The sequence below is a fragment of the Pseudophaeobacter sp. C1-32P7 genome (assembly GCF_041008775.1).
Taxonomy (GTDB): Bacteria; Pseudomonadota; Alphaproteobacteria; order Rhodobacterales; family Rhodobacteraceae; genus Phycobacter; species Phycobacter gallaeciensis_A.
The window spans coordinates 1-19738 of record NZ_JAXGFR010000029.1 but is presented as its reverse complement, the minus strand read 5'-3'; the positions used below and the strand labels follow the sequence as shown (position 1 = coordinate 19738).

Annotated in this window: 24 protein-coding genes and 1 pseudogene; 13 read left to right on the top strand and 12 right to left on the bottom strand. The window is 59.4% G+C overall.

Features of this window, described 5'->3' with window-relative positions; translation table 11 throughout:
- Positions 1-207 precede the first annotated feature (207 nt).
- Both SM763_RS22405 and SM763_RS22400 read left to right on the top strand, forming a co-directional pair.
- A complete protein-coding gene (locus tag SM763_RS22405) occupies positions 208-912 on the top strand; it encodes a copper resistance protein B (protein WP_368999807.1) in 705 nt (234 codons plus the stop codon).
- Between the two features lie 278 nt (positions 913-1190).
- Positions 1191-2123 (top strand): annotated as a pseudogene (locus SM763_RS22400) (IS5 family transposase).
- Positions 2124-2264: 141 nt separating this feature from the next.
- Here SM763_RS22400 and SM763_RS22395 read toward each other — a convergent pair.
- The 4 genes from SM763_RS22395 to SM763_RS22380 form a co-directional block, all read right to left on the bottom strand.
- Positions 2265-2507 (bottom strand): hypothetical protein, encoded by a 243-nt coding sequence (locus tag SM763_RS22395; protein WP_368999806.1) that lies wholly within the window; start codon positions 2505-2507, stop codon positions 2265-2267.
- Positions 2508-2621: 114 nt separating this feature from the next.
- The gene (locus tag SM763_RS22390; RefSeq protein ID WP_368999805.1) at positions 2622-3245 is read right to left on the bottom strand and encodes a transmembrane anchor protein; all 624 of its coding nucleotides are present in this window, start codon (positions 3243-3245) and stop codon (positions 2622-2624) included.
- 17 nt (positions 3246-3262) lie between these two features.
- Entirely contained in the window at positions 3263-3991 is a 729-nt protein-coding gene (locus SM763_RS22385) for a HupE/UreJ family protein (protein ID WP_368999804.1), read from the bottom strand.
- Positions 3992-4052: 61 nt separating this feature from the next.
- Positions 4053-4334 carry a hypothetical protein gene (locus tag SM763_RS22380; protein WP_368999803.1) on the bottom strand — a complete coding sequence of 94 codons (282 nt, stop codon included), beginning with the start codon at positions 4332-4334 and terminating at the stop codon, positions 4053-4055.
- A 159-nt stretch (positions 4335-4493) separates the two neighbouring features.
- Here SM763_RS22380 and SM763_RS22375 point away from each other — a divergent pair, with 159 nt between their 5' ends.
- Both SM763_RS22375 and SM763_RS22370 read left to right on the top strand, forming a co-directional pair.
- Positions 4494-4754, top strand: coding sequence for a metal-sensing transcriptional repressor (locus SM763_RS22375; RefSeq protein ID WP_368999802.1), 261 nt, complete (start codon positions 4494-4496; stop codon positions 4752-4754).
- An 8-nt stretch (positions 4755-4762) separates the two neighbouring features.
- Entirely contained in the window at positions 4763-6082 is a 1320-nt protein-coding gene (locus SM763_RS22370; protein WP_368999801.1) for an MFS transporter, read from the top strand.
- A gap of 170 nt (positions 6083-6252) precedes the next feature.
- On the opposite strand, the gene SM763_RS22365 is transcribed toward SM763_RS22370, so the two are convergent.
- Positions 6253-7320 (bottom strand): hypothetical protein, encoded by a 1068-nt coding sequence (locus tag SM763_RS22365; RefSeq protein WP_368999800.1) that lies wholly within the window; start codon positions 7318-7320, stop codon positions 6253-6255.
- Between the two features lie 226 nt (positions 7321-7546).
- On the opposite strand from SM763_RS22365, the gene SM763_RS22360 reads away from it, so the two are divergent.
- Positions 7547-8443 (top strand): recombinase family protein, encoded by an 897-nt coding sequence (locus tag SM763_RS22360; protein ID WP_027263653.1) that lies wholly within the window; start codon positions 7547-7549, stop codon positions 8441-8443.
- Here SM763_RS22360 and SM763_RS22355 read toward each other — a convergent pair.
- The gene (locus SM763_RS22355; RefSeq protein WP_017467198.1) at positions 8427-8822 is read right to left on the bottom strand and encodes a PIN domain-containing protein; all 396 of its coding nucleotides are present in this window, start codon (positions 8820-8822) and stop codon (positions 8427-8429) included. The genes SM763_RS22360 and SM763_RS22355 overlap by 17 nt on opposite strands.
- A complete protein-coding gene (locus SM763_RS22350) occupies positions 8812-9039 on the bottom strand; it encodes an AbrB/MazE/SpoVT family DNA-binding domain-containing protein (protein ID WP_009815510.1) in 228 nt (75 codons plus the stop codon). The genes SM763_RS22355 and SM763_RS22350 overlap by 11 nt, the downstream gene beginning before the upstream one ends.
- 313 nt (positions 9040-9352) lie before the next feature.
- Here SM763_RS22350 and repA point away from each other — a divergent pair, with 313 nt between their 5' ends.
- The 3 genes from repA to repC all read left to right on the top strand — a co-directional run bounded on the left by repA (position 9353) and on the right by repC (position 12966).
- Positions 9353-10540 carry a plasmid partitioning protein RepA gene (repA, locus tag SM763_RS22345; RefSeq protein WP_027263652.1) on the top strand — a complete coding sequence of 396 codons (1188 nt, stop codon included), beginning with the start codon at positions 9353-9355 and terminating at the stop codon, positions 10538-10540.
- Positions 10537-11553, top strand: coding sequence for a plasmid partitioning protein RepB (repB, locus tag SM763_RS22340; protein WP_347510608.1), 1017 nt, complete (start codon positions 10537-10539; stop codon positions 11551-11553). The genes repA and repB overlap by 4 nt, the downstream gene beginning before the upstream one ends.
- Positions 11554-11730: 177 nt before the next feature.
- Complete coding sequence (gene repC / locus SM763_RS22335; protein WP_347510609.1) at positions 11731-12966, top strand: plasmid replication protein RepC; 1236 nt, start codon at positions 11731-11733, stop codon at positions 12964-12966.
- Positions 12967-13097: 131 nt separating this feature from the next.
- On the opposite strand, the gene SM763_RS22330 is transcribed toward repC, so the two are convergent.
- Positions 13098-14300 carry a Fic family protein gene (locus SM763_RS22330; RefSeq protein WP_368999808.1) on the bottom strand — a complete coding sequence of 401 codons (1203 nt, stop codon included), beginning with the start codon at positions 14298-14300 and terminating at the stop codon, positions 13098-13100.
- Positions 14301-14577: 277 nt separating this feature from the next.
- On the opposite strand from SM763_RS22330, the gene SM763_RS22325 reads away from it, so the two are divergent.
- Both SM763_RS22325 and SM763_RS22320 read left to right on the top strand, forming a co-directional pair.
- Entirely contained in the window at positions 14578-15063 is a 486-nt protein-coding gene (locus tag SM763_RS22325; RefSeq protein WP_490363304.1) for a hypothetical protein, read from the top strand.
- A gap of 41 nt (positions 15064-15104) precedes the next feature.
- The gene (locus tag SM763_RS22320; protein ID WP_368999798.1) at positions 15105-16043 is read left to right on the top strand and encodes an ArdC family protein; all 939 of its coding nucleotides are present in this window, start codon (positions 15105-15107) and stop codon (positions 16041-16043) included.
- Positions 16044-16273: 230 nt separating this feature from the next.
- Here the strand turns inward: SM763_RS22320 and SM763_RS22315 are convergent, their stop codons facing one another.
- Positions 16274-16462, bottom strand: a complete 189-nt coding sequence (locus SM763_RS22315) for a multicopper oxidase domain-containing protein (RefSeq protein ID WP_035746442.1) — start codon at positions 16460-16462, stop codon at positions 16274-16276.
- Positions 16459-16803, bottom strand: a complete 345-nt coding sequence (locus SM763_RS22310; protein WP_036708219.1) for an ArsR/SmtB family transcription factor — start codon at positions 16801-16803, stop codon at positions 16459-16461. The genes SM763_RS22315 and SM763_RS22310 overlap by 4 nt, the downstream gene beginning before the upstream one ends.
- A 56-nt stretch (positions 16804-16859) precedes the next feature.
- Here SM763_RS22310 and SM763_RS22305 point away from each other — a divergent pair, with 56 nt between their 5' ends.
- Genes SM763_RS22305 through SM763_RS22295 form a run of 3 tightly spaced genes read left to right on the top strand, consistent with a single transcriptional unit; the run spans position 16860 to position 19462 of the window.
- Entirely contained in the window at positions 16860-17714 is an 855-nt protein-coding gene (locus SM763_RS22305; protein WP_368999797.1) for a cation efflux transmembrane domain-containing protein, read from the top strand.
- On the top strand, positions 17711-18211 hold the full coding sequence (gene lspA, locus SM763_RS22300) for a signal peptidase II (protein WP_009807499.1): 501 nt from the start codon (positions 17711-17713) through the stop codon (positions 18209-18211). The genes SM763_RS22305 and lspA overlap by 4 nt, the downstream gene beginning before the upstream one ends.
- Positions 18212-18214: 3 nt before the next feature.
- Positions 18215-19462, top strand: a complete 1248-nt coding sequence (locus SM763_RS22295) for a cytochrome P450 (protein ID WP_047998166.1) — start codon at positions 18215-18217, stop codon at positions 19460-19462.
- Here SM763_RS22295 and SM763_RS22290 read toward each other — a convergent pair.
- Both SM763_RS22290 and SM763_RS22285 read right to left on the bottom strand, forming a co-directional pair.
- The gene (locus SM763_RS22290) at positions 19446-19604 is read right to left on the bottom strand and encodes a hypothetical protein (protein ID WP_368999796.1); all 159 of its coding nucleotides are present in this window, start codon (positions 19602-19604) and stop codon (positions 19446-19448) included. The genes SM763_RS22295 and SM763_RS22290 overlap by 17 nt on opposite strands.
- A 42-nt stretch (positions 19605-19646) precedes the next feature.
- Positions 19647-19738 (bottom strand): transposase domain-containing protein (locus SM763_RS22285; RefSeq protein ID WP_490363289.1); only part of this gene is annotated, 92 nt, incomplete at its 5' end.

Genomic DNA, 19738 nt, shown 5'->3' with positions numbered 1-19738 from the left:
CAGAGATTTGAGAAACGAATTTGTAGCGCACATTGCGAAACGCACTCCCCATCATGAGATGGAGATCACATCGCAGCCGAAGCCATTAGCAGCAATGTGGGGTTGAGACGGCGCTTACTCTCATACCACGCTGATGCTGGCATGTTCCGCAAAGTCGTGGTGCGCGGCCGACCGGCATAAGTGCCTCGAATACGAAGGAAAAGATCAATGCAAAACATAAAGATAGCTAGCGCTGCAGGCATGATGCTTGCAGCCGCTTCGACGGCTCAAGCCGAACCGCTCATCTACGGGTTTCAGGCGGAGCAGTTCGAATATCGAGACGGTGACAACGGCGAAAACGTCTTTGTCTGGGATTTCGATTTCGTCGTTGGAACAGACGAGTTGAAGTTCGTTTGGCGGAGCGAAGCTGAAATCGTGGAAGGGTCTGGCGACTTCGAAGGCTTGGAAAACCAGCTGCGGCTACAGTTCCCGATTTCGACTTTCTTTGACGGCGTTGTCGGTGTTCAGGCAAGTACACCCGACGGATTACCGGATCGGTATAATGCGGTGCTAGGCCTTAAAGGTCTTGCTCCTGGTTTCCTAGAGGTTGATGCTGACTTCTTTTTGTCCGATCATTCGTTCTTTCGATTTGAGGCGGAGTATGAGGGTCTAATTACCAATCGACTCATCTTGACACCTAGCATCGAAGTAACGGTTCCCCTTGAGGATGATCTTGCTTATGATCAAGCTTCGGGTGGTGCAACAATCGAAGCTGGGCTGCGGCTGAGCTATGATTTGATTGATCGTTCCTTCTCACCTTACATAGGGGTTAACTACGAAAAGTCCTTCGGTGGGACGGCTGATCTTATTCGTGCAAGCGGAGAAGAAAACGGCGTTACCTCTATTGTTTTTGGGACGCGTCTGATGTTTTAACGCGAAACCGCCCCTTCTGAACGGAAGGGGCGGTTCAATCCGACTGTATCAACCGTCGGTCGCATGTTGATCTAGGAAACAATCTGCATCTGTGCTGGAAAAGGAAGACTCAGATTCTGCGCGATATTGACCTTCTCGTATCAAACTTCCTCGATTTCAAGTGAGCCTGCTCTCGGACTGAGAAGACTGTCGATGAAAAGAGGATACTTCAGCGAGGCTTTGTTGCACAAATGGTGTAAGGGATTCACTGTGTGAATCCAGTGGGGTAGCAACGGTGCATGAGCAGTTGGTCCCCTACGAAGTACAAGACCAGGAACTGGCCTTCGTACAACACGGCGCTGAAGCAGCGCGGTTCGCTATCAATCTGGTTTGATCCCGAGATGTCGTGGTAAGCGCCGCCGACAGGCAAGCGGGGGCGTCAACCCGATTTCAGCGACGCAGCGATCCAGGTTTGTTTGACGATGAAGGTACTGTTCGGCATGCCCTTGAGGCAGACAACGGGCTTCGTCGAAAGCCTGCTGCGTTTGGCTGGGCTTGACTGGAAAGTTCCCGACTTCAGCACTCTGTGTCGCCGCCAGAAGACGCTGAACGTCGCCATCCCTTATCGTGGCGGGTCGGGGCCTCTCCATCTGTTGATTGATGCGACCGGGATCAAGGCCGAAGGTGAAGGCGAATGGAATGCGCGCAAGCATGGCGGCCCAAAGAAGCGCCTGTGGCGCAAGCTTCACCTCGGTATGGACGAGGAAACACTGGAGATCCGCGCAGTCGGGGTCACCACAAGCAATGTCGGCGACGCGCCGATGTTGCCTGACCTGCTGGAGCAAATCCCACCGGATCAAGACATCGCCACGGTCACTGCCGATGGGGCCTATGACACGCGCAGATGCCACAATGTGATTGCCGCTCGGGGAGCCGCTGCCATCATCCCACCGCGCAAGAATGCCCAACTTTGGAAGCCAACCACGGCGGGTGCCGTGGCGAGAAACGAAGCCGTAAGGGCCTGCAAGTACCTTGGCCGGGCGCTCTGGAGGAAATTGACTGGGTATCACCGCCGCAGCCGCGCAGAAACGAAGATGAACTGCGTCAAACTTCTTGGCCAAGGCCTTATGGCCCGAGACTTCGACCGGCAGGTGGCCGAACTCCAAGTCCGGATCGCGGTGCTCAACCGCTACACAGCTCTTGGCATACCTGTCACTGAGCCCGTAGGATAAGTCCGTCTGGGGAAAGGGAAACTCTGCTCAAACCCCGATTTGTGCAACAAAGCCCGCCGTTAGAATTGCGCTGTTAGCCCGGTCTAACCAGCGGGCCAATCGTTCAGATGGTAGATTTCCCCCGGTTTTGTGGACATCCTGTTACTGAAGTGGAGAGGTGTTCTGATGCCGCGAACAAGAAACCCGTATCCGGCGGCTTTCCAGGATCAGAGCGTCGAGTTGCATTGAGCCGGACGAACTGCGGAGGAAATCGAGCCCTGCGTCGCGACCGTCCACACAGGGATCAGGCAGCCGGAGCGGGATTGCGGAAGGCGTGCCGATATCCTGAACAGCGAAGAACGGGACGAATAGCGCCGACTTCGCCGTGAGAACAAACAGCTGCATCAAGAGTGCGATATCCTCTCAAAGGCGGCGGCCTTGTTCGCGCAGAACTGGCCGCCCGCCTGAACCAATAGAGGCCACCAACTCTGCGCGATGTGGCAATGGTAGCCCCTGAGCTTAACTGGCGTCCTTAAACTCGGCGTATTCGCCGCGCACCTGAACGGTAACGGTCGTATCAGAGCTGTCGCGGTTGCGCCAGAACCAGCCGTGCTCACCGTCGAAAGCGGCGATGATCTCGCCTTCGTCTCCAGTGGAGCCGCGGCCTTTCTCATAGGTGATCGAGTTGCCGCCGCCATGGCCATGCATGTCGAAGTTCACCCGACCGCCTTCGACAATAATCCGGTATTCCACAGACTGGCCTTCTTCCATCACCAGCTTCCATTCGGCACTATCACCGGGTGCCAGAGTGAATGTGATTTCGTCGCGCCAGACTTCGGCTTCCTGTGCGTGTGCCGCGCCGACAAAAAGCCCGAAGATGTCGTTCATCAGGCTCGACTGCTCCTGTCCTTCAAGCTCCATCAGCCTGTCAGCCTCGGCCTCTCCTGCGAGCTGGGTCTTGATCTCGCCCATCTCGGCCAGACCGATTGCTCCGCCGAGCCCTGTCGGGTCGATGTTGTATTCGGCGGGAAGCACCACGGTCACAAGGATCACGACCGCGCTGGCCGCCGCAATGGCGGTGGAACGGATGAGCTGCGCGGAGCTCGGCAGCTCATCGAGGCTGGGTTTTTCTGCATTGAACATTTTTGTCTCCTAGATTCTTAGGCAGCTACGAAGTAGCCGGTGATTTGCAGGCCCATGAGGATGAAGCCCATGGACATCATGACGACGTTGGCGGTGTAAGCCTGGCGGAAGAAGTTTGGGGATTTCCGCCAATAGCCCATGACGATGAGGATCACGGCAAGTGCCATCAACTGGCCAAGCTCGACGCCCACGTTGAACGCCAGGAGATTGGCCAGCAGCCCGTCTGACGCGATTTCGTAGTCGAGTATCTTGGTGGCCAGACCCGTGCCGTGGAAAAAGCCGAAGATCAGCGTCGCGGCCTTAGTGTTCGGCTGTACGCCGAACCAGCGCTGGTAGGCACCCAGATTGTCGAGCGCCTTGTAAACGACCGAGAGGCCAATGATCGCGTCAATGATATAGGCGTTGATGCCCCAACCGAACCAGACGCCTGCCAGCATCGTGGTCGAGTGTCCGAGGGCGAAGAGGCTGACATAGATGCCCACGTCCTTCATTTTATAAAGGAAGAAGACGACACCGAGCAGGAACAGGATGTGATCGTATCCCGTCACCATGTGTTTGGCACCGAGATACATGAAGGGAATGATGTTCACCCCCCAGATTTCCTGGATGTAGCCCGCGTCACCTTCGGTGACATTGTGGGCAAACGCGTGGCCTGCACTCAGAACAAGTGCCGACAGCGTTATTAAGGACAGGATCACGATCCGGCGTATGCCGAGATCGGTCCAGCCCCGATGGGCTGTAGTCATGGATTGAACTCCGTATGTGTGTTTGATGATCGTGTGGAACGCGCTGACGGCGCGCGGTCGATCAAGTGCGCGGAGGTCGTTCGATCAGGTATATCCGCAAAGGGTTTGACGTGGCTGAACCCAGCCGCCAAGCCGTCCTGTAGATCTCCATGGGATGCGGCGACAGATCGGGGCCAGGCACGACCGCCTGACTGTGATCGTGGTCAACCCTGTCATGGCTGTGTCCGTGCATGGCCCAAGCCAAGTCTTCTTCCAGACCATGCGAATGCCCGTGCTCGGCAATCATTTCCGCGTGCTCCTGAAGCACGTCGAGGATCGCAGGCGCGTGCGAGGTTGTGGGCATAACCGACCAGAAAAGTACGGCCGCGCAGAGAAGCGTTGTGAATACGACCTTTCCGATTGTCCGTGAGGTTGTCATCAACTCTGACTGCCCGCTTGTCTCTTTCGTGGCGCGTCGTGGCACCACCTTGTTTTATCCCCCTGGGGAGGATAACTCGTTCTTATGACAACTTCCCCAGTCCATGCAAGTCATCCCGCTCTTGTCACCCGGCTGAAACGCGCTGACGGCCACCTACGCGCCGTGATCGAGATGATCGAGGCGGGCAAGCCGTGCCTTGAGATCGCGCAACAGATGCAGGCGGTCGAAAAGGCCATCACCAATGCCAAGCGGGCGCTGATTCACGACCACATGGACCATTGCCTCGACACCGAAGGCTCGGAGGCCGATCGCGCCGAACTGCGGACGATCGCACGTTACCTCTGAGGCCCGCCATGCTCGATGTTCTCTCCGACCGCACCTACCGCCATCTGTTTCTGGCGCAAGCCCTAGCGCTTCTGGGAACCGGGTTGGCGACGGTCGCCCTCGGGCTTCTGGCCTACGACCTTGCGGGGGATCGCGCGGGGCTCGTCCTCGGCACCGTCTTCACGATCAAGATGGTGGCCTATGTGGGCATCGCACCCATCGCCGGGGCCTTCGCCGACTGGGTGCCACGCCGCGCACTTCTGGTGACACTCGATCTGGTGCGTGCCGGTGTTGCGCTGGCCCTCCCTTTCGTGACCGAGGTCTGGCAGGTCCACGTTCTGATCTTCCTGCTGCAATCGGCCTCCGCTGCCTTCACCCCAACCTTTCAGGCGACGATCCCGGACGTTCTACCCGAGGAAGCGCTCTATACCCGCGCGTTGTCTCTGTCGCGGCTGGCCTACGATCTGGAAAACATCGTCAGTCCAACGCTGGCGGCCCTTCTGCTCTCGGTGATGTCCTACAATTCGCTTTTCCTCGGCACGGTTGCGGGTTTCGCCGCCTCGGCGCTGCTGGTGGTCTCTGTCCTCCTGCCCAACCCGAAACCGTCGGAGCCGCGAGGTATCTACGACCGGACCACACGCGGCATCCGCATCTATCTGGCCACGCCCCGTCTGCGCGGCCTTCTTGCGCTAAACCTTGCGGCAGCGGCGGCCGGGGCGATGGTGCTGGTCAATACCGTCGTTCTGGTGCGCGGATCGCTCGGCCTATCGGAAAGCGCGCTGGCCTGGACAGTGTTTGCCTTCGGTGCGGGCTCCATGACGGCAGCGCTGGTCCTCCCGCGCGTTCTGGATGCGCTACCGGACCGGCCCGTGATGTTCGGCGGTGCCGCACTGATGGTCGCGACATTGCTGGGGCTGGGCGTGACGGTTCTGACGGCCGGTCTTGGCTGGTCCGTCCTTCTGGGGGCTTGGTTGCTGGTGGGTCTCGGATATTCTGCCGCCCTCACCCCGTCTGGCCGGTTGCTGCGCCGGTCCGCCCATGCCGGGGATTGCCCCGCACTGTTCGCGGCGCAATTCGCGCTGTCGCACGCATGCTGGCTGATGACCTATCCACTGTCGGGCTGGCTGCTGACGGTTTACGGCGTCGTTCCCGCGCTGAGCGGACTGGCGCTTCTCGCCGCCAGCGGAATGCTTGCTGCGCTGAAGCTTTGGCCATCCGGCGATCCCGTAGAGCTTGAACACACGCATAGCAACCTGCCACTCGATCATCCCCACCTGAAAGGGCATCGCACGCACAGCCATGCCCTGGTAATCGATGAAAGCCATCCTCGCTGGGCAACGCACTTCTGAGCCGCAGAACGTGAACGCGACTGGACACAGGCGCTCCCGACATCGCTGATCCGGACATTCGTACACCGCGGCACATTGGTCAAAGTGGACTCTTTGCTGGCGTTCTCTGCACGCAGAACGAATGGCTGCTTACCCGCAAGGTCGGGTTGACATAGGGTTTGCCAAAGCACCTAGATGTCGATCCGCCACATTCTAAAGCGCCCCTGCCCTGTCATCTCGCGTATCAAGCCCTTTCCTTCCAACCGGGCCAGATTGCGTTGCACAGCAGCCCGGCTCGCACCGGTCAAAGCCTCGGCCATAGGAGCGGAGGTCAAAGGCCATTCCGTGAGGACTTCATGCAATGCTACTGGTGTACGACCCGACAGTTGCGCCATCGCACTCTTCGCGCGACCCCCCCATACTTCGATACCATCCAGATGACGCATCGCAGTCAAAATGGCGCTGTCCATGCCATCCAGCCAGCGGTCCAACCGCTCAAACGGCAAGCCAGAGGCGCGCAGCCCCCCTGCCCCGCCCATAGCGAGCGGTGCAAATATGGCACCGCTTCCACCGTCAACCGCGATCCTGGACGCGGTGACGGCGGCTTCGATCTGGTAGCCGTGGTGTCCGAGGCCCGCCAGGCTCCAGAGATGAAAGCCCATGCAAGCCCGCGTGATTGGGTGGAGATCGGCTGCGGCTGCCATGACGTCCAGCCATCCGCCCGCGCGATCTTTGAGCCGCTCAGCGCTGTCTTCAATGTTTTCGGGATCGCGGCGATCCAGGAAGGCCGCCAAGTCAACCTTCGGTCCGGGACTGCCTGTCAGGCGCCGAACAGCCCATCCAACCCTCGCCAGCGCTTCCGGATCATCCTGCGCGCCCGAGAGCCGCATTGATATCCAGAGAGCCAGACGGTCAGAACTCACCCGATCTCCTGCGAACCAACTTAGGTCTGCCGCCTCAATCAGCGCGAGCCGGTGCCGCCAGCCTTCCGGACCGCGCAGCAGCCGGTCATCCAGAGCTCCCAGGCGTCCAGCCACTCTTGCCAGTCGCGCAGCGTGAACCCCCTCTGCCTTTGCCCAGTCGTCGATGACAGCAGTGTCGGGCGGTTCCGCCCGTGGCCCTGGAGGCAAATTATTCGGTTCTTCTTCGAGTGGCCCAGGCAGAAACCAGAGATCGTTTTCGTTAGCCTCTTCATCCCGCTCGATTGTGACAAGGGGGTCGTCGAAATCATCATCAAAAGTAAATGCTTGCGTCTTCATATGTTCAAAATACTGACTTTTTGCACATTACCCAAGCGATTTTACGGCAGTTGCTTGCGCCCTTTATATAGTACGCGCGCGCGACTGCCGGCGGAACCTCTCAGATCGCGCTCAGTGCAAGGAAACCAAGGGATTGTGCGCTAGCACGACGAAAGAACGCTTGCTTGCATTCGTTTACAAACGGTCGTTTATTGGAGATATCTTAAATTGCAAACGGCCGGATTTCATGCCCCTGATTGGCTATGCGCGCGTATCGACAGAGGATCAGACACCCCTGCCCCAGTCTGAGGCCCTGCAAATCGCGGGATGCGTCGAAATCTTCGAAGAACACGCCTCAGGCGGCAATCGCGCGCGGCCAGTGCTTGCGCGCGTTCTCGAACGCGTTCAGATCGGCGACACGCTGGTCGTCGTGCGGATCGACCGGCTTGCGCGGTCCTTGTCGCATCTTCTCGAGGTGATCGAGAGTCTGGAGGCGAAGGGTGCCTTCTTCCGCTCCCTGCAAGACCCGATCGACACGTCCTCACCGCAGGGCAAGTTTACGCTGCAGGTTCTGGGCGCCGCAGCCGAGTTCGAACGCGCTCTGATCCGCGAACGCACAAAGGCCGGGCTTGCCTCTGCGCGCGCCAAGGGTCGCGTTGGTGGCAATCCTGGGCTAAGCGCCAAGGATCCCGTCGCGCTGCGCAAGGTGCGGCTGGCGCGACAGGACGGCTACATGGAGCGCCTGAACGAGACCGCGCAGGATTGGGTACCCCATGTGCGCCGCTTGCGCCCCGATATGGCTTGGGAAGACGTCTTGCAGATTATCAATGGCCCCCTGCCCCATGATCGACGCTGGACGCAAAGCCGCTTGCTTCGCGCCGTAAAGGCATATGTGCGCGACGGGTTTCTGCCCGATGAAGTGCTTGGCCGCGCCGGACGCCGCGAAACCGACGATCGCCTGCCTGCCATCGTGGCGGCCATCAAAGGTTCGGACCCCGATATCACGCTACAGGCGATCTGCGACCGATTGGAATCCATGCGTGAGCGGACTCCACGGGGACGTACAAGCTGGCAACCGTCCTCCGTCAGGATGCTGTTGGAACGGGCGGAGCGACTTGGGTTGCTGGTCAGGCAAATGGATTGACGACGCGCAGCCGATCTTCGACCAGCAATCCGTCGTGCATGTCCTCAGTCCATAACGTCGTGCACCCAGCGATCAGCGCGGCAGACACGATCATCGAGTCATAGACCGATAACTGGTACTTCGCTGCCAACGCGCGACCCACTTGATGGGTTTGAATCGTGAGGTCCTCGACAGGGCATAAGGACTTAATACCCTCAAGAAACGCTCCGGTATCTTCCCAACTGAGACCAGCTTTCCGTCGGCAATTTACCATCGCTTCGTTCAGGACCTGAACGCTGATCCGGGGTCCCTGCCCCAGAATTTCCTCCGCCCTCTCAGCCTTTGGACCATCGTCGAGCAGGTAGAGCACAACATTCGTGTCTGCGAATTCAGCGCTCATGCGCGGCGTCGCGGCTTAGACGCGCGTCCTTGGGCAGTTTTCCGCGAAACCGCCTTAGCCCTTGTAGAACTTCATCGGCGCGAGGTTGGCGTCTCACAAGAATGGTTCCATCGTCCTTTACCAGGTCGACCTGATCGCCTTCCTTTAAGCCGAGTTCTCTCACAAGATCCGCGGGTAGCCGGACGGCAAGGGAGTTTCCCCATTTGGCAACTTGCATCTTGTCCTCTCATGCATGGATAAACATCCAATAATGTATATCCAGAACTGCCAAAAGGCAAGCTCTGGTGCGCTCAAAGCCATGCTGGAGCCCTCCGACAAGAGTTCTCCCCTGTCCCTTTTCGTGAGATGCGGTGCGTTACACCATGCAGCAGGAAGCCTAACAGCCTTGTGTTCGGTGACGACCCGCCCACTAGATGTGGAAAAACCTTGCGCGAATCCGACTCTTGCGCCAATAGTCACGGAAACGAGGCAAAAAACGTCAATTTCCGTGAACACGCCAAAGACGCGATGTCTCGGAAGCGAGAGGGCAGATGGATAATACCTTTGTGCATGAGGATCTCAACGCGGTGATCCGCCAGCATTCGGAATGGCTGGCGAACCAGTTGCATTCGCAACGTGAGAGCCTGTTTCCACCCGATGCCGAGAAGACCATGCGCAAATTCACCTCTGGTGAGGCTGCGGCGCTGCTCGGCGTAAACGATTCCTATCTTCGCAAACTCAACTTGGATGGCAAAGGGCCTTCTCCCGAGCTGACCGCCGGCAACCGTCGTCTTTACTCGGCGCAGGATATCCAAGCGCTGCGTGTGCTCCTTGAAAAAACCGCTCGCAAGCCGGGCGATTACGTTCCCGGACGACGAGAGGGTGATCATCTTCAGGTCATCGGCGTGATGAATTTCAAGGGCGGGTCCGGAAAAACAACAACCTCTGCCCATCTCGCCCAACGGCTTGCCCTGCGCGGATATCGTGTGCTGGGCATTGATCTTGACCCACAAGCTTCCTTCACCGCGCTGCACGGCGTTCAGCCGGAATTGGACCTCGAAGATGGCGGCACTCTCTACGATGCGATCCGCTATGAGGACCCGGAGCCGATCCGGTCGGTCATCCGCAAGACCTATATCCCCAATTTGGACTTGATCCCCGGCAACCTCGAATTGATGGAGTTCGAGCACGACACCCCGCGCGCGCTGGCGCAGGGCAATGCCGGACTTTTCTTCTTCCGCGTGAAGGAGGCGCTGGCCCAGGTCGATGAGGACTACGACGTGGTCGTCATAGATTGCCCGCCGCAGCTTGGCTTTCTGACCATGTCCGCCCTGTCCGCGGCCACGGGCGTTCTGGTGACCATCCATCCAGAGATGCTCGATGTGATGTCCATGTCGCAATTCCTCCGCATGACAGCCGACCTCATGGACGTGATTGCCGAGAGCGGCGCTGACATGTCTCATGACTGGATGCGCTATGTTTTGACCCGCTACGAGCCGCAGGATGCGCCGCAGAACCGCATCGTGGCTTTCCTGCGAACAATGTACGGCGAAGCCGTGCTGAATTCGCCCATGTTGAAGTCTACAGCCATCTCAGATGCGGGCCTGACCAAGCAGACACTTTATGAAGTGGAACGCAGCGCGTTCACGCGTTCCACCTATGATCGCGCGATTGAGAGCCTGAATACGCTAAATGACGAGATCGCCGACCTAATCCAGAAAACCTGGGGGCGCACATGACCAGTGGCAAGAAGAAGCGCATGTCAATGCTGGACAGTCTCGCGGCAGCTGGGGCCCCCTCCCCTGCCCCTCAGACAGGTGCTGTGACACCGATGATGACCTCGAATCGCGCCCTTCGGTCCGCCCGCGACGCGGTCGATTCCCATCATGTTTGGGAACTGGACCCGGCGAGCATCGAAGACGGGCGTATGGCGGACCGGCTTGACCTGGCCGATGTAATGGATTTGCGCGATGCGATTGAGGCGAACGGTCAGACTGTTCCGATCCTCGTGCGACGTGCGCCGGGTGAAGATGATCGCTACCTTTTGGTCTATGGGCGACGCAGGCTGGAGGCGATCCGTCAGTCCGATAAGGTTACCAAGGTTCGCGCGTTAGTCACCAACCTGGATGACGACAGCGCTCTGCGTGCTCAGATTTCGGAGAACATGGGTCGGCGCGATTTGTCTTTTATTGAAAAGGCCCTGTTCGCAAAGGACCTTGTGTCGTCCGGCTTCGGAAATCAATCTCAGGTTGCAGAAATTCTTACCGTCACGAAGTCGTCCATATCTATGGCGATCGCGATCGCGGACATGGTCGGGCCGGATCTGGTACGCGCCATTGGCGCCGCCCATGGCATTGGCCGACCCCGATGGGAATCCCTTGGTCGGGCCATCGACGAGAATGGTCTGGACCGCGAGGACCTTATCGGGATCGCGAAAGAGGCACGTGAAAATGCCGAGACCTCCATGGTGGTGGATGACATTGCCTCTACCAATGACCCGTCCATCCAAACGTTCCTGGCCGTAGAAAAGGCTGTGACCAAGGCGATTAAACCGGCCAAGTCGCCCTCCCCTGCCCCACCTTCCAGCGTCCCGCTGAAGATCGGCGGCAAACGCGGCGGCACGGTCAAACGCACTGCCAAGGGCCTATCGATCGAGTTGGCGGATGGAGACTTCGCCGATTGGGTCGAGACGCAAGTGCATGACATGATTGAAGACCTTCACGAACGCTGGAAGCAGCGGTCGGAAGACTGAGGAAGAGCAGAAATCAAAGAAGGAGGCACGAAAAGGCAAAAGAAAAGGTCCCGCAAAGCGACCACTCCACGAGACCCTAACTTGTTTCTAGCACCTTCAAGGTAGTGTCCGGAGCTATTTTCCGCAAGTCCAAAGTGATTCGCGGACCGGGATATTTTTGTCTTCGTGAATGACAAAATGGACTACACGCCCGTAACGCCGTTCCGGCGAACGATAGATGCTGCCATCCTGAAACATCAGGCAGCGACCCAGGAAGACCTGCCCCCAGTCGGCGCCAACAAGTGGGAGGTCCTGAGGGAGCTCGCTGCCGCTCGAGTCGCGTTCGGCTTGTCCGATCGGGATTTGACGGTGCTTCAGGCGCTGGTCAGCTTTCACCAAGCGACAATTCTCGGAGGCAATGACAGCGAATTGATTGTACATCCGTCCAACAAGGCGATTTGCGAGCGCCTGAACGGCATGCCCTGCTCGACGATGCGGCGCCACCTCTCCAACCTTGTGCAGACTGGCTTTGTTGTCCGGCGCGATAGCCCCAATGGGAAGCGCTATGCCCGCCGCTACGGCGACGAAAAGGTTGCGTTTGGGTTCGACCTCTCTCCGCTCGTTCGACGCTTCCAGGAGGTTTGTGAGGCCGCTGAGACCGTCCGGGCCGCAGAAGAGCGGTACAAGCGCCTACGTACCACTGTGAGCCTCATGCGGCGTGACCTCGCAGGGCTGGCCGAGTACGGGCGCTCACTTCGTCCGGATCAGGGCGTCTGGGACCAATTCTCTGATCTTGCGGCCCTAATGGCCCGAGATCTTCGCAGAAAACTCGAAATGGAAGACCTTAGGCGCATCGAAGACTCTTTGGGGTCAGCCTTAGATCACGCCAGAAACCTTCTGGATGGCTGTGAAACAGAAAATATGAGCACCAATGATGCTGTTTCTGAGCAGCACTATCAGAATTCAAATAAAGACTCTTATGATCTTGAACCTCGCTTAGAAAAAGCGCGGCGCGGAGGCGTTGCGCGCGATATTCCAGAAGTTGCCGATAGCCCTCTGTGTTCTGAAGATGAGGCGAACCCAACGGCAATTACTGACGATCAACTGATGCCGAATATACCGCTTGGTCTCGTCCTCGCCTCCTGTCAGGAATTCAAAGCTTATTCCGAGCAGCCTGTTCGCCACTGGCACGATCTGGTCCGTGTAGCTGATGTGGTCAGGCCCATGATGGGTATTTCCCCGTCCGCGTGGGACGAGGCGAAACGCTATATGGGTCCCGAAGAAGCGTCTGTTGTGATCGTTGCAATGCTTGAACGGTTTGCGGATATCCGATCACCTGGAGGCTACTTGAGAACCCTATCTTCAAAGGCAGCAATTGGGGAGTTCTCCTGCGGTCCGATGATCATGGCCTTGATGCGGCGGGATGCTGCATGATGAGTTCACAGCTGTGAACTCGGCTGACAAGTAGGATAGCTCGGGATAGTTCACAGCTGTGAACTTCTTTCCAACACGGTCAGAGGCAGCGCTCGCGGACTTGGCCAGAAACAGGGTGCTTCGGTTGCCAGTCACACGGGCATGTCACCGTCTCCAAAGAGGTTTGGAAAGAGCCGCTCTCGATAATCCAACGGAAACGCCAACCGAACCGGCGTCTTCGGCGAGACGGACGTCATGTATCCGGCGGCGGTCAGTTTACTCAGCGTGTTGCGAGCAGTACGCTCGGACGTCTTGAGCACAATCTGCGCATCGCCTCGTTCCAGTGCCCCATGACGAAGAACCGCCGAGATTAGTTCCGGCGCTCGCTTGTCATCGATGGTATCTGCAACAAGACGACGATACCGTTGGTCCAATCCGCCGAGATCGAACAATCTTGCTGAGAAGCTGATCTGGTCGAGCGTCACCTTTAGGAACCATTCACTAAACGTCTTCAGTGCCGCTTCTGACAGGTTCCCCCGTCCGTCGCGGTCTCCGCGGCGTGGACTGTCGGCCAGATCCATCATCCGTTTGTACTCGCCCCGATCGGTTAGCCCGCGGGCCAGCCCACGTGATACGGACCAGAGCCCTTGGCCACCAATCCCCGCTGTGAGGGCCATGGCATGAGACATCAGTCTGCTGACACGGCCGTTACCATCCGGGAAAGGGTGGATGTAGTTGAGCCGGTGATGCGCAGAGGCGATCGCAATGATCCGTCCGCTCGAAGACCGCGCCGCAATCTGAAATCGTTTGTCGAAGTGGTCCATGAATGCCGCGACGCGCGACGATGAAGGAGGTAGGTGGCGCCCGACCGCAACTTCCCGATCATCATCCTGGCGCATGCGTCCCGGAACGATGGGCTCTTGTGTGCCGTCGGGATGTTCGATGACCCGAAACTCATTCGGCATCTCGTCGTAGAAGCTCTTATGGACCCAAGTCAGGAATTCGACGGATGTGGGGCGGGGCAGGGTGCCCTTGCGATGCATCTCGTCGATGGCCCGTTGAACGATGACGTGCGCCCGGGCCTCAAGGGCGAGGGGACGGGTTTCTTCCTCAAGCTCGGCACCAGCCAGCGCCCTTTCGATATCGCGGGGGCGCGTGTTGTGTCCTTCGATCAGGTTGGAGTAATAGCAGTTCATCACACGGACGAGATCGGCAAGCTCAGCTGCGCTGTCAGGATGCAACCCTTGTCCCAGCCCGGTGGCTTCCCTCTGGATGTCGACCGAAAGGTCTGCCAGTTCTGTAGGAATATGCTCCTCGAAGAAGCAGGGTTCGATCCTGGCGGGTTTTTCCAGCATTTTGCCGATCTTCCATGTTTGCAAAGTATCTGAAAAATAAACACATTTCGTACTTTCAAGCAAGGTTTTGCCGATATGCGTTGCCGATCTTGCCTGCCGATCTGGAATTGCTGCATGAAATCAATGGCTTCGGCAGAAGGGCCGGGCTTTTCGGTTTTGTTGTGTGCCCAAAGGGGCCGGAAAAAGAGAAAGTGTTCTTCGGGTTTTGTGACTGACGGATGAGGGCCTTTGGGGTCCCTCAGATGGGTCCGGGCCGGGTTCCGGTCTGCCGTTCCGGATGAAGGGCATTCCTATGCAATCAGGTGTCTTGCGCGTGCTCCGCGCAACCGCCGCCTCCTGGTGGCGGCATAGAGAGCTGCGCCGAACTGGCCAGAGGGCGCTGGCACAGCTGCTCGAACGCCAGACCGTCCTGCGTGATCTCGGCTATCTGAAGCAGGCGGCGTCATTGCCAAACGCGCATGTGATCTGCGGGGAGGGTGGGACATTCCTCCATCTCGGTTGGACCACCGTGTTGACCTTCGCGCCGATCGAGCGCTTTCCCTTGGCCACTCTTGCGGTCGCACGTGGCACGCCGTTCATCGATATCCGACCCGTCACCGATGTGATTGCCTTCGCGAACCTGCCGCGGGTGGTGCGGGACGGATCGGTCGACCCTCACTCTTCGGGTCCCGGCAAGTCCGTGTCGCTGGCCACCTACATCGACATGGTCGAAGCCCTCGGTGCCGGGATCGCCAACGATCCGCGCCCCTGTCGGTCAACCTAGTCACCACTCCCTCTCACCAAAACTCGAAAAGGAGGCCAGCCATGGCCCGATCCCGTACGCCCAAATTCGATGCCTCAGAGGTCATCACAAACGAAATCATCCGCATCATCGAGCGCGGCGTCCTGCCCTGGCGAAAGCCCTGGACCGCAGGCGGCAGCTCTCGCCCCCTGCGCGTGGGGGGTGAGCCCTACCAGGGGGTCAACAACTTCCTGCTGACGATGCGCACCGTGATGGCGGGCCACAGCTCGCCCTTCTGGATGACGCTGCCTCAGACCAATGCCTTGGACGCGAAGGTGCGCAAAGGCGAGAAGTCCTCTGTCGTTGTCTACTACGGCCAAAGCCGGAAAGACGCCGATGGCGAGGACGACCGTAGCAGCGGGGATGATCACTCCGAGGAAGCCCGCATCTTCCGCTTCCAGAAATCCTACCGCGTGTTCAATGCCTGCCAGATCGAGGGCTTGCCCGACAGTTTCTACCCTGACCCGGAGCCCGTGCCCGAGCATCCGCCGTCCGAGCCCATCCCGCACATGCAAGCGTTTTTCGATGCCATCGACATCACAACCGTCTTCACGGGCACGGAGGCGTACTATTTGCCCCCCGTGGACAAGGTCTACATGCCGTCCATCACGCGGTTTCAGGACCCGCGCAATTTCTACGGGGTCTGGGCCCATGAGCTGGCCCATGCCACAAAAGCCCCCCATCGGCTGAACCGCGATTTCGGGTTCTCGAAGTTTGGCAACACGTCCTATGCTCGCGAGGAGATCGTCGCGGAATTGACCTCGGTGTTCCTGGGTCAGACGCTGGGCTTTACCGCGCATACGCTCGAGATGAATGCCGCCTACCTCCACAACTGGTTGCGCGTTCTTCGGTCGGACAAGGGCGCAATCTTCCGGCACGCCGCGGACGCGCAGCGGGCCTGCGACTATCTGATCGCCAGATCGGAGGCGTGCAGGGCAGGGGAGGGCGCTGAGGCAGCATGACCTATGCTCTTCCGCAACGCAGAAAATGGCAGCTTCGAGCCCTTTTTGACGAATGCTGCCGAGCGACTGGACGGCCGCTTCGGCGGACCCGCAGCTTAGCGAGGTGTTCTCCGTTCGGGTCTAGACATACTCCGTAATGCGTTTCAACAAGGCGACACCGGCACCTGATAGAACGCCGCAAGAAGACGTAAGCTCTTGACGACGCCCGGTGTCGAGCGGGTGGGGTCCTGTTATGTGACCGTAAACTGCCCCATCATGCCCGCATCCTCGTGTTCGAGGATGTGGCAGTGATACATGAATGGTGTCTCTTCCGAAGCCAGCTTGTCGAACCTCAGCAGGATTCCGGTCGGACCCTGCACACGGACAACATCTTTCCAACCGATCTGCGCCGAGTCGACCGGCCGTCCGTTCTGACTCACGCCTCACGATAATTGTCACACGCCTCAACACCCTTTGCGACCACGTCGAGAAGTGCGTCCACATCGTTCAGAAGGACCGTGATGCGCGGGTTGCTGATACGGTAACGGATGAAGCGCCCTTCGCGGTCGCTGGCGACAAGCCCGCAGTCCAGCAGGCACCTCAGATGGTTGGAGACGTTGGGTTGCGATAGTTCGGTCCGCTCGACGATCTCGTGAACCGCCAATGGCTCGTTGCAAAGTGCACCGAGGATGGCCAGGCGGCTCGGGTCCGCGAAGCCGCGGAACAGCTTCGCCCGTCGCTCGATGGTCGCGCTCTTGCGGTCATCGACGATTTGGGCCATATTACTCCTCGCTGATACGTTGTTCTTCAATTCATTCTAGCAGGAATAGCGCGACCATGGCCAACACCGAAAGTGCCGGACCGACGGCAGATGTTCCGCCCGTCCGTTACCGGGTTTCCGGTATGGACTGCGCGAAGGATGCCGCGCAGATCGAGCGGGCGGCGCAGTCGGCCGGAGTCGCGGCTGACGATGTGAAGGTGTCGGCGGCGACGCACATCATGACACTGAGCGCCCCCGAAGCGCGCCTGCCGGACATCGAAAAGGCCGTTGCGGTGACCGGCTACGGCTTCGACCGGATCGAAGGCGATGGAGACATTCCGCCGAATCCCGCCCATCAGGACCCGGCCTACCGACGCGCGCTCTGGATCGTCGTGATCCTGAACGTGGGTTACGGTGTCGTTGAAATGATCGGCGGGTTCATCGCCGGGTCACAGGCCGTGAAGGCCGATGCGCTCGATTTCATCGGCGACGGCGCGATCACCTTCCTTGGCCTGCTGGCCATCGGCTGGAGCCTCGCCTGGCGGGCACGGTCGGCCTTGATCCAAGGCATCTTCCTCGGCCTGCTCGGCCTTGGCGTCTTCGGCACGACCATCGTGCGAGTCTTCGAACGGACGACGCCGGATGCAGGTCTAATGGGCCTGCTTGGCATGATCGCCCTTGTCGTCAACGTCATCTCCGTTCTGCCGCTGCTGCGGTTCCGCAAGGGCGACGCGAACATGCGGGCCGTCTGGCTATTCTCGCGCAACGACGCCATCGGCAATGCGGCGGTTGTCGTTGCCGCCGGTCTCGTGGCGTGGCTGGGCAGCGCCTGGCCGGACCTCATCGTCGCCTTCGGCATCGCCGGACTGTTCCTGCACTCGTCTTGGGCAATCATCCGCGATGCGCGGGCCGATCTGAAGGCAGCGGCATGAACAGCCGCGTTCTGGGCGGGCTCTGCGCGATCGCGGCGTTCGGCCTCGATCAGGGTACCAAGGCGCTTGCGCTGAACACACCGGCGCTTGAGCGCGGCGTCGAGGTTCTACCCTTTCTCAATCTCGTGCGGGTTCTGAACGATGGAGTCAGCTTCGGTATGCTGGGCGGGATCGTGCCTTGGTGGGGTCTCATCGCGCTTGCTGGCGTGATCGTGGCATGGCTGCTGATCTGGTTGTGGCGCGCGCCGGACAGGCTGACGGCTGCCGCTCTCGGTCTGATCATCGGCGGCGCGCTCGGCAATGTCCTCGACCGGCTGCGTTATCAGGCCGTCCCGGATTTTCTGGATTTCCATTACGGAACATACCACTGGCCGTCCTTCAATCTTGCGGATGTGGCGATTTTCTGCGGTGCGGCCCTGCTGTTCTGGGACAGCTTCCGCTCGGCGCAGAACAAGCCCGAACGTAACCACCGAGAAGAAAACGTTACGGGGAAATAATCGATGTCCAGCATTCCATCCGCAAAGGGCATCGACAGCACGCTTGCCCTGCTGCGCAACCCATATGAGTTCATTCCGGACACATGCCGCGATCTTGAGGGCGACCTGTTCGAGACCCGCATCCTCTTTCAAAAGACGATCTGCATGACTGGTGCCGCAGCTGCGGAGGTCTTCTATTCCGAGGATGGGCTCGTGCGCGCAGGCTCGATGCCGAAGCGTATCCAGAGAACCCTGCTCGGCGAAAAGGGCATCCAGGGGCTCGATGGCGAGGCCCACCGTCATCGGAAGCGGATGTTTATGTCACTCATGGCGTCGGAGCGGATCGAAGCTCTCGAAAACACGACGCGGGACCTGTTGGACCGCTACGCACGGGACTGGCAAGCGGCGGAGAAGGTCGTTCTCTACGACGAAGTGCGCGAAATCCTCACCAGAGCTGCCTGCGCCTGGTCGGGCGTGCCGCTTCCCGAAGCGGAGGTCGAGACGCGGACGGCGCAGATGACGGCGCTCTTCCAAGACGCGGGGGCGGTCGGCTGGAAGCACTGGGGTGCGCGTCTGGCGCGGCATCGCGCAGAGCGTTGGACAGCCGGGATTATTGAACGGCTGCGCGACGGAAGCCTTCAGACAGGACAGGAAAGCGCCGCCCATGTCGTCGCGACGTGGCGCGATCTGAATGGGGAGCTGCTGACCTCCAAGGTTGCCGCCGTGGAGCTTCTGAACGTAGTACGCCCGATCGTCGCCGTCTCTGCGTTCATCGCCCAGGCGGCGCATGCCCTGCATCGGCATCCCGAGTGGCGGCAAAAGCTGAAGGACGACGAGGGACAGCTCGAACCTTTCGTGCAAGAGGTCCGCCGTCTGTATCCGTTCTTTCCCGCGGTCGCGGCACGGGTGAAGAGTGATTTCGAGTGGCGCGGATATCGCTTTTCCAAAGGGTACAGGGTTCTGCTCGACCTCTACGGCACAAATACCGACGCTCGCTCGTGGGACGCGCCGCAAGAGTTCCGGCCCGAGCGGTTTCACGATCGGGAGGTCACCCCCTACGACTTCATTCCGCAGGGCGGTGGTGATCACCACAGGAACCACCGTTGTCCGGGCGAGTGGATCGCGATCAGCCAGATGAAGGCGTTTTGCAGTTTCTTCGTGAACGCCATCGACTACGAAGTGCCAGATCAGGATCTGGATCTGGAAACCGAAGAACTGCCGCCCATGCCTAAATCCCGGTTCATCATGCGCAACGTCAGGCGTCGGCAGTAGCGTCGGCCTCCTCCGGCTCGACCGACCGCGCATCCTTGGTGGCCTCAAACGCTTCCCACGCAACGTAGGGCACGATCAGAAGCGCCGCGACCGGGTCGGCCCACCACCAGCCCATCCATTGCGTCAGACCGATCCCGGCCAACACCACGATTGTCTGTAAGCGCTGTCGCCACCCCACGCCTGTTCAGCTTGACGGGGTGAAGTTCCAAGGTAGCAGCTCGTCGATCCTTCTGGCCGGGTGACCGGCGGCGATGGCTTCCAGGGTCGCCTTCAAAT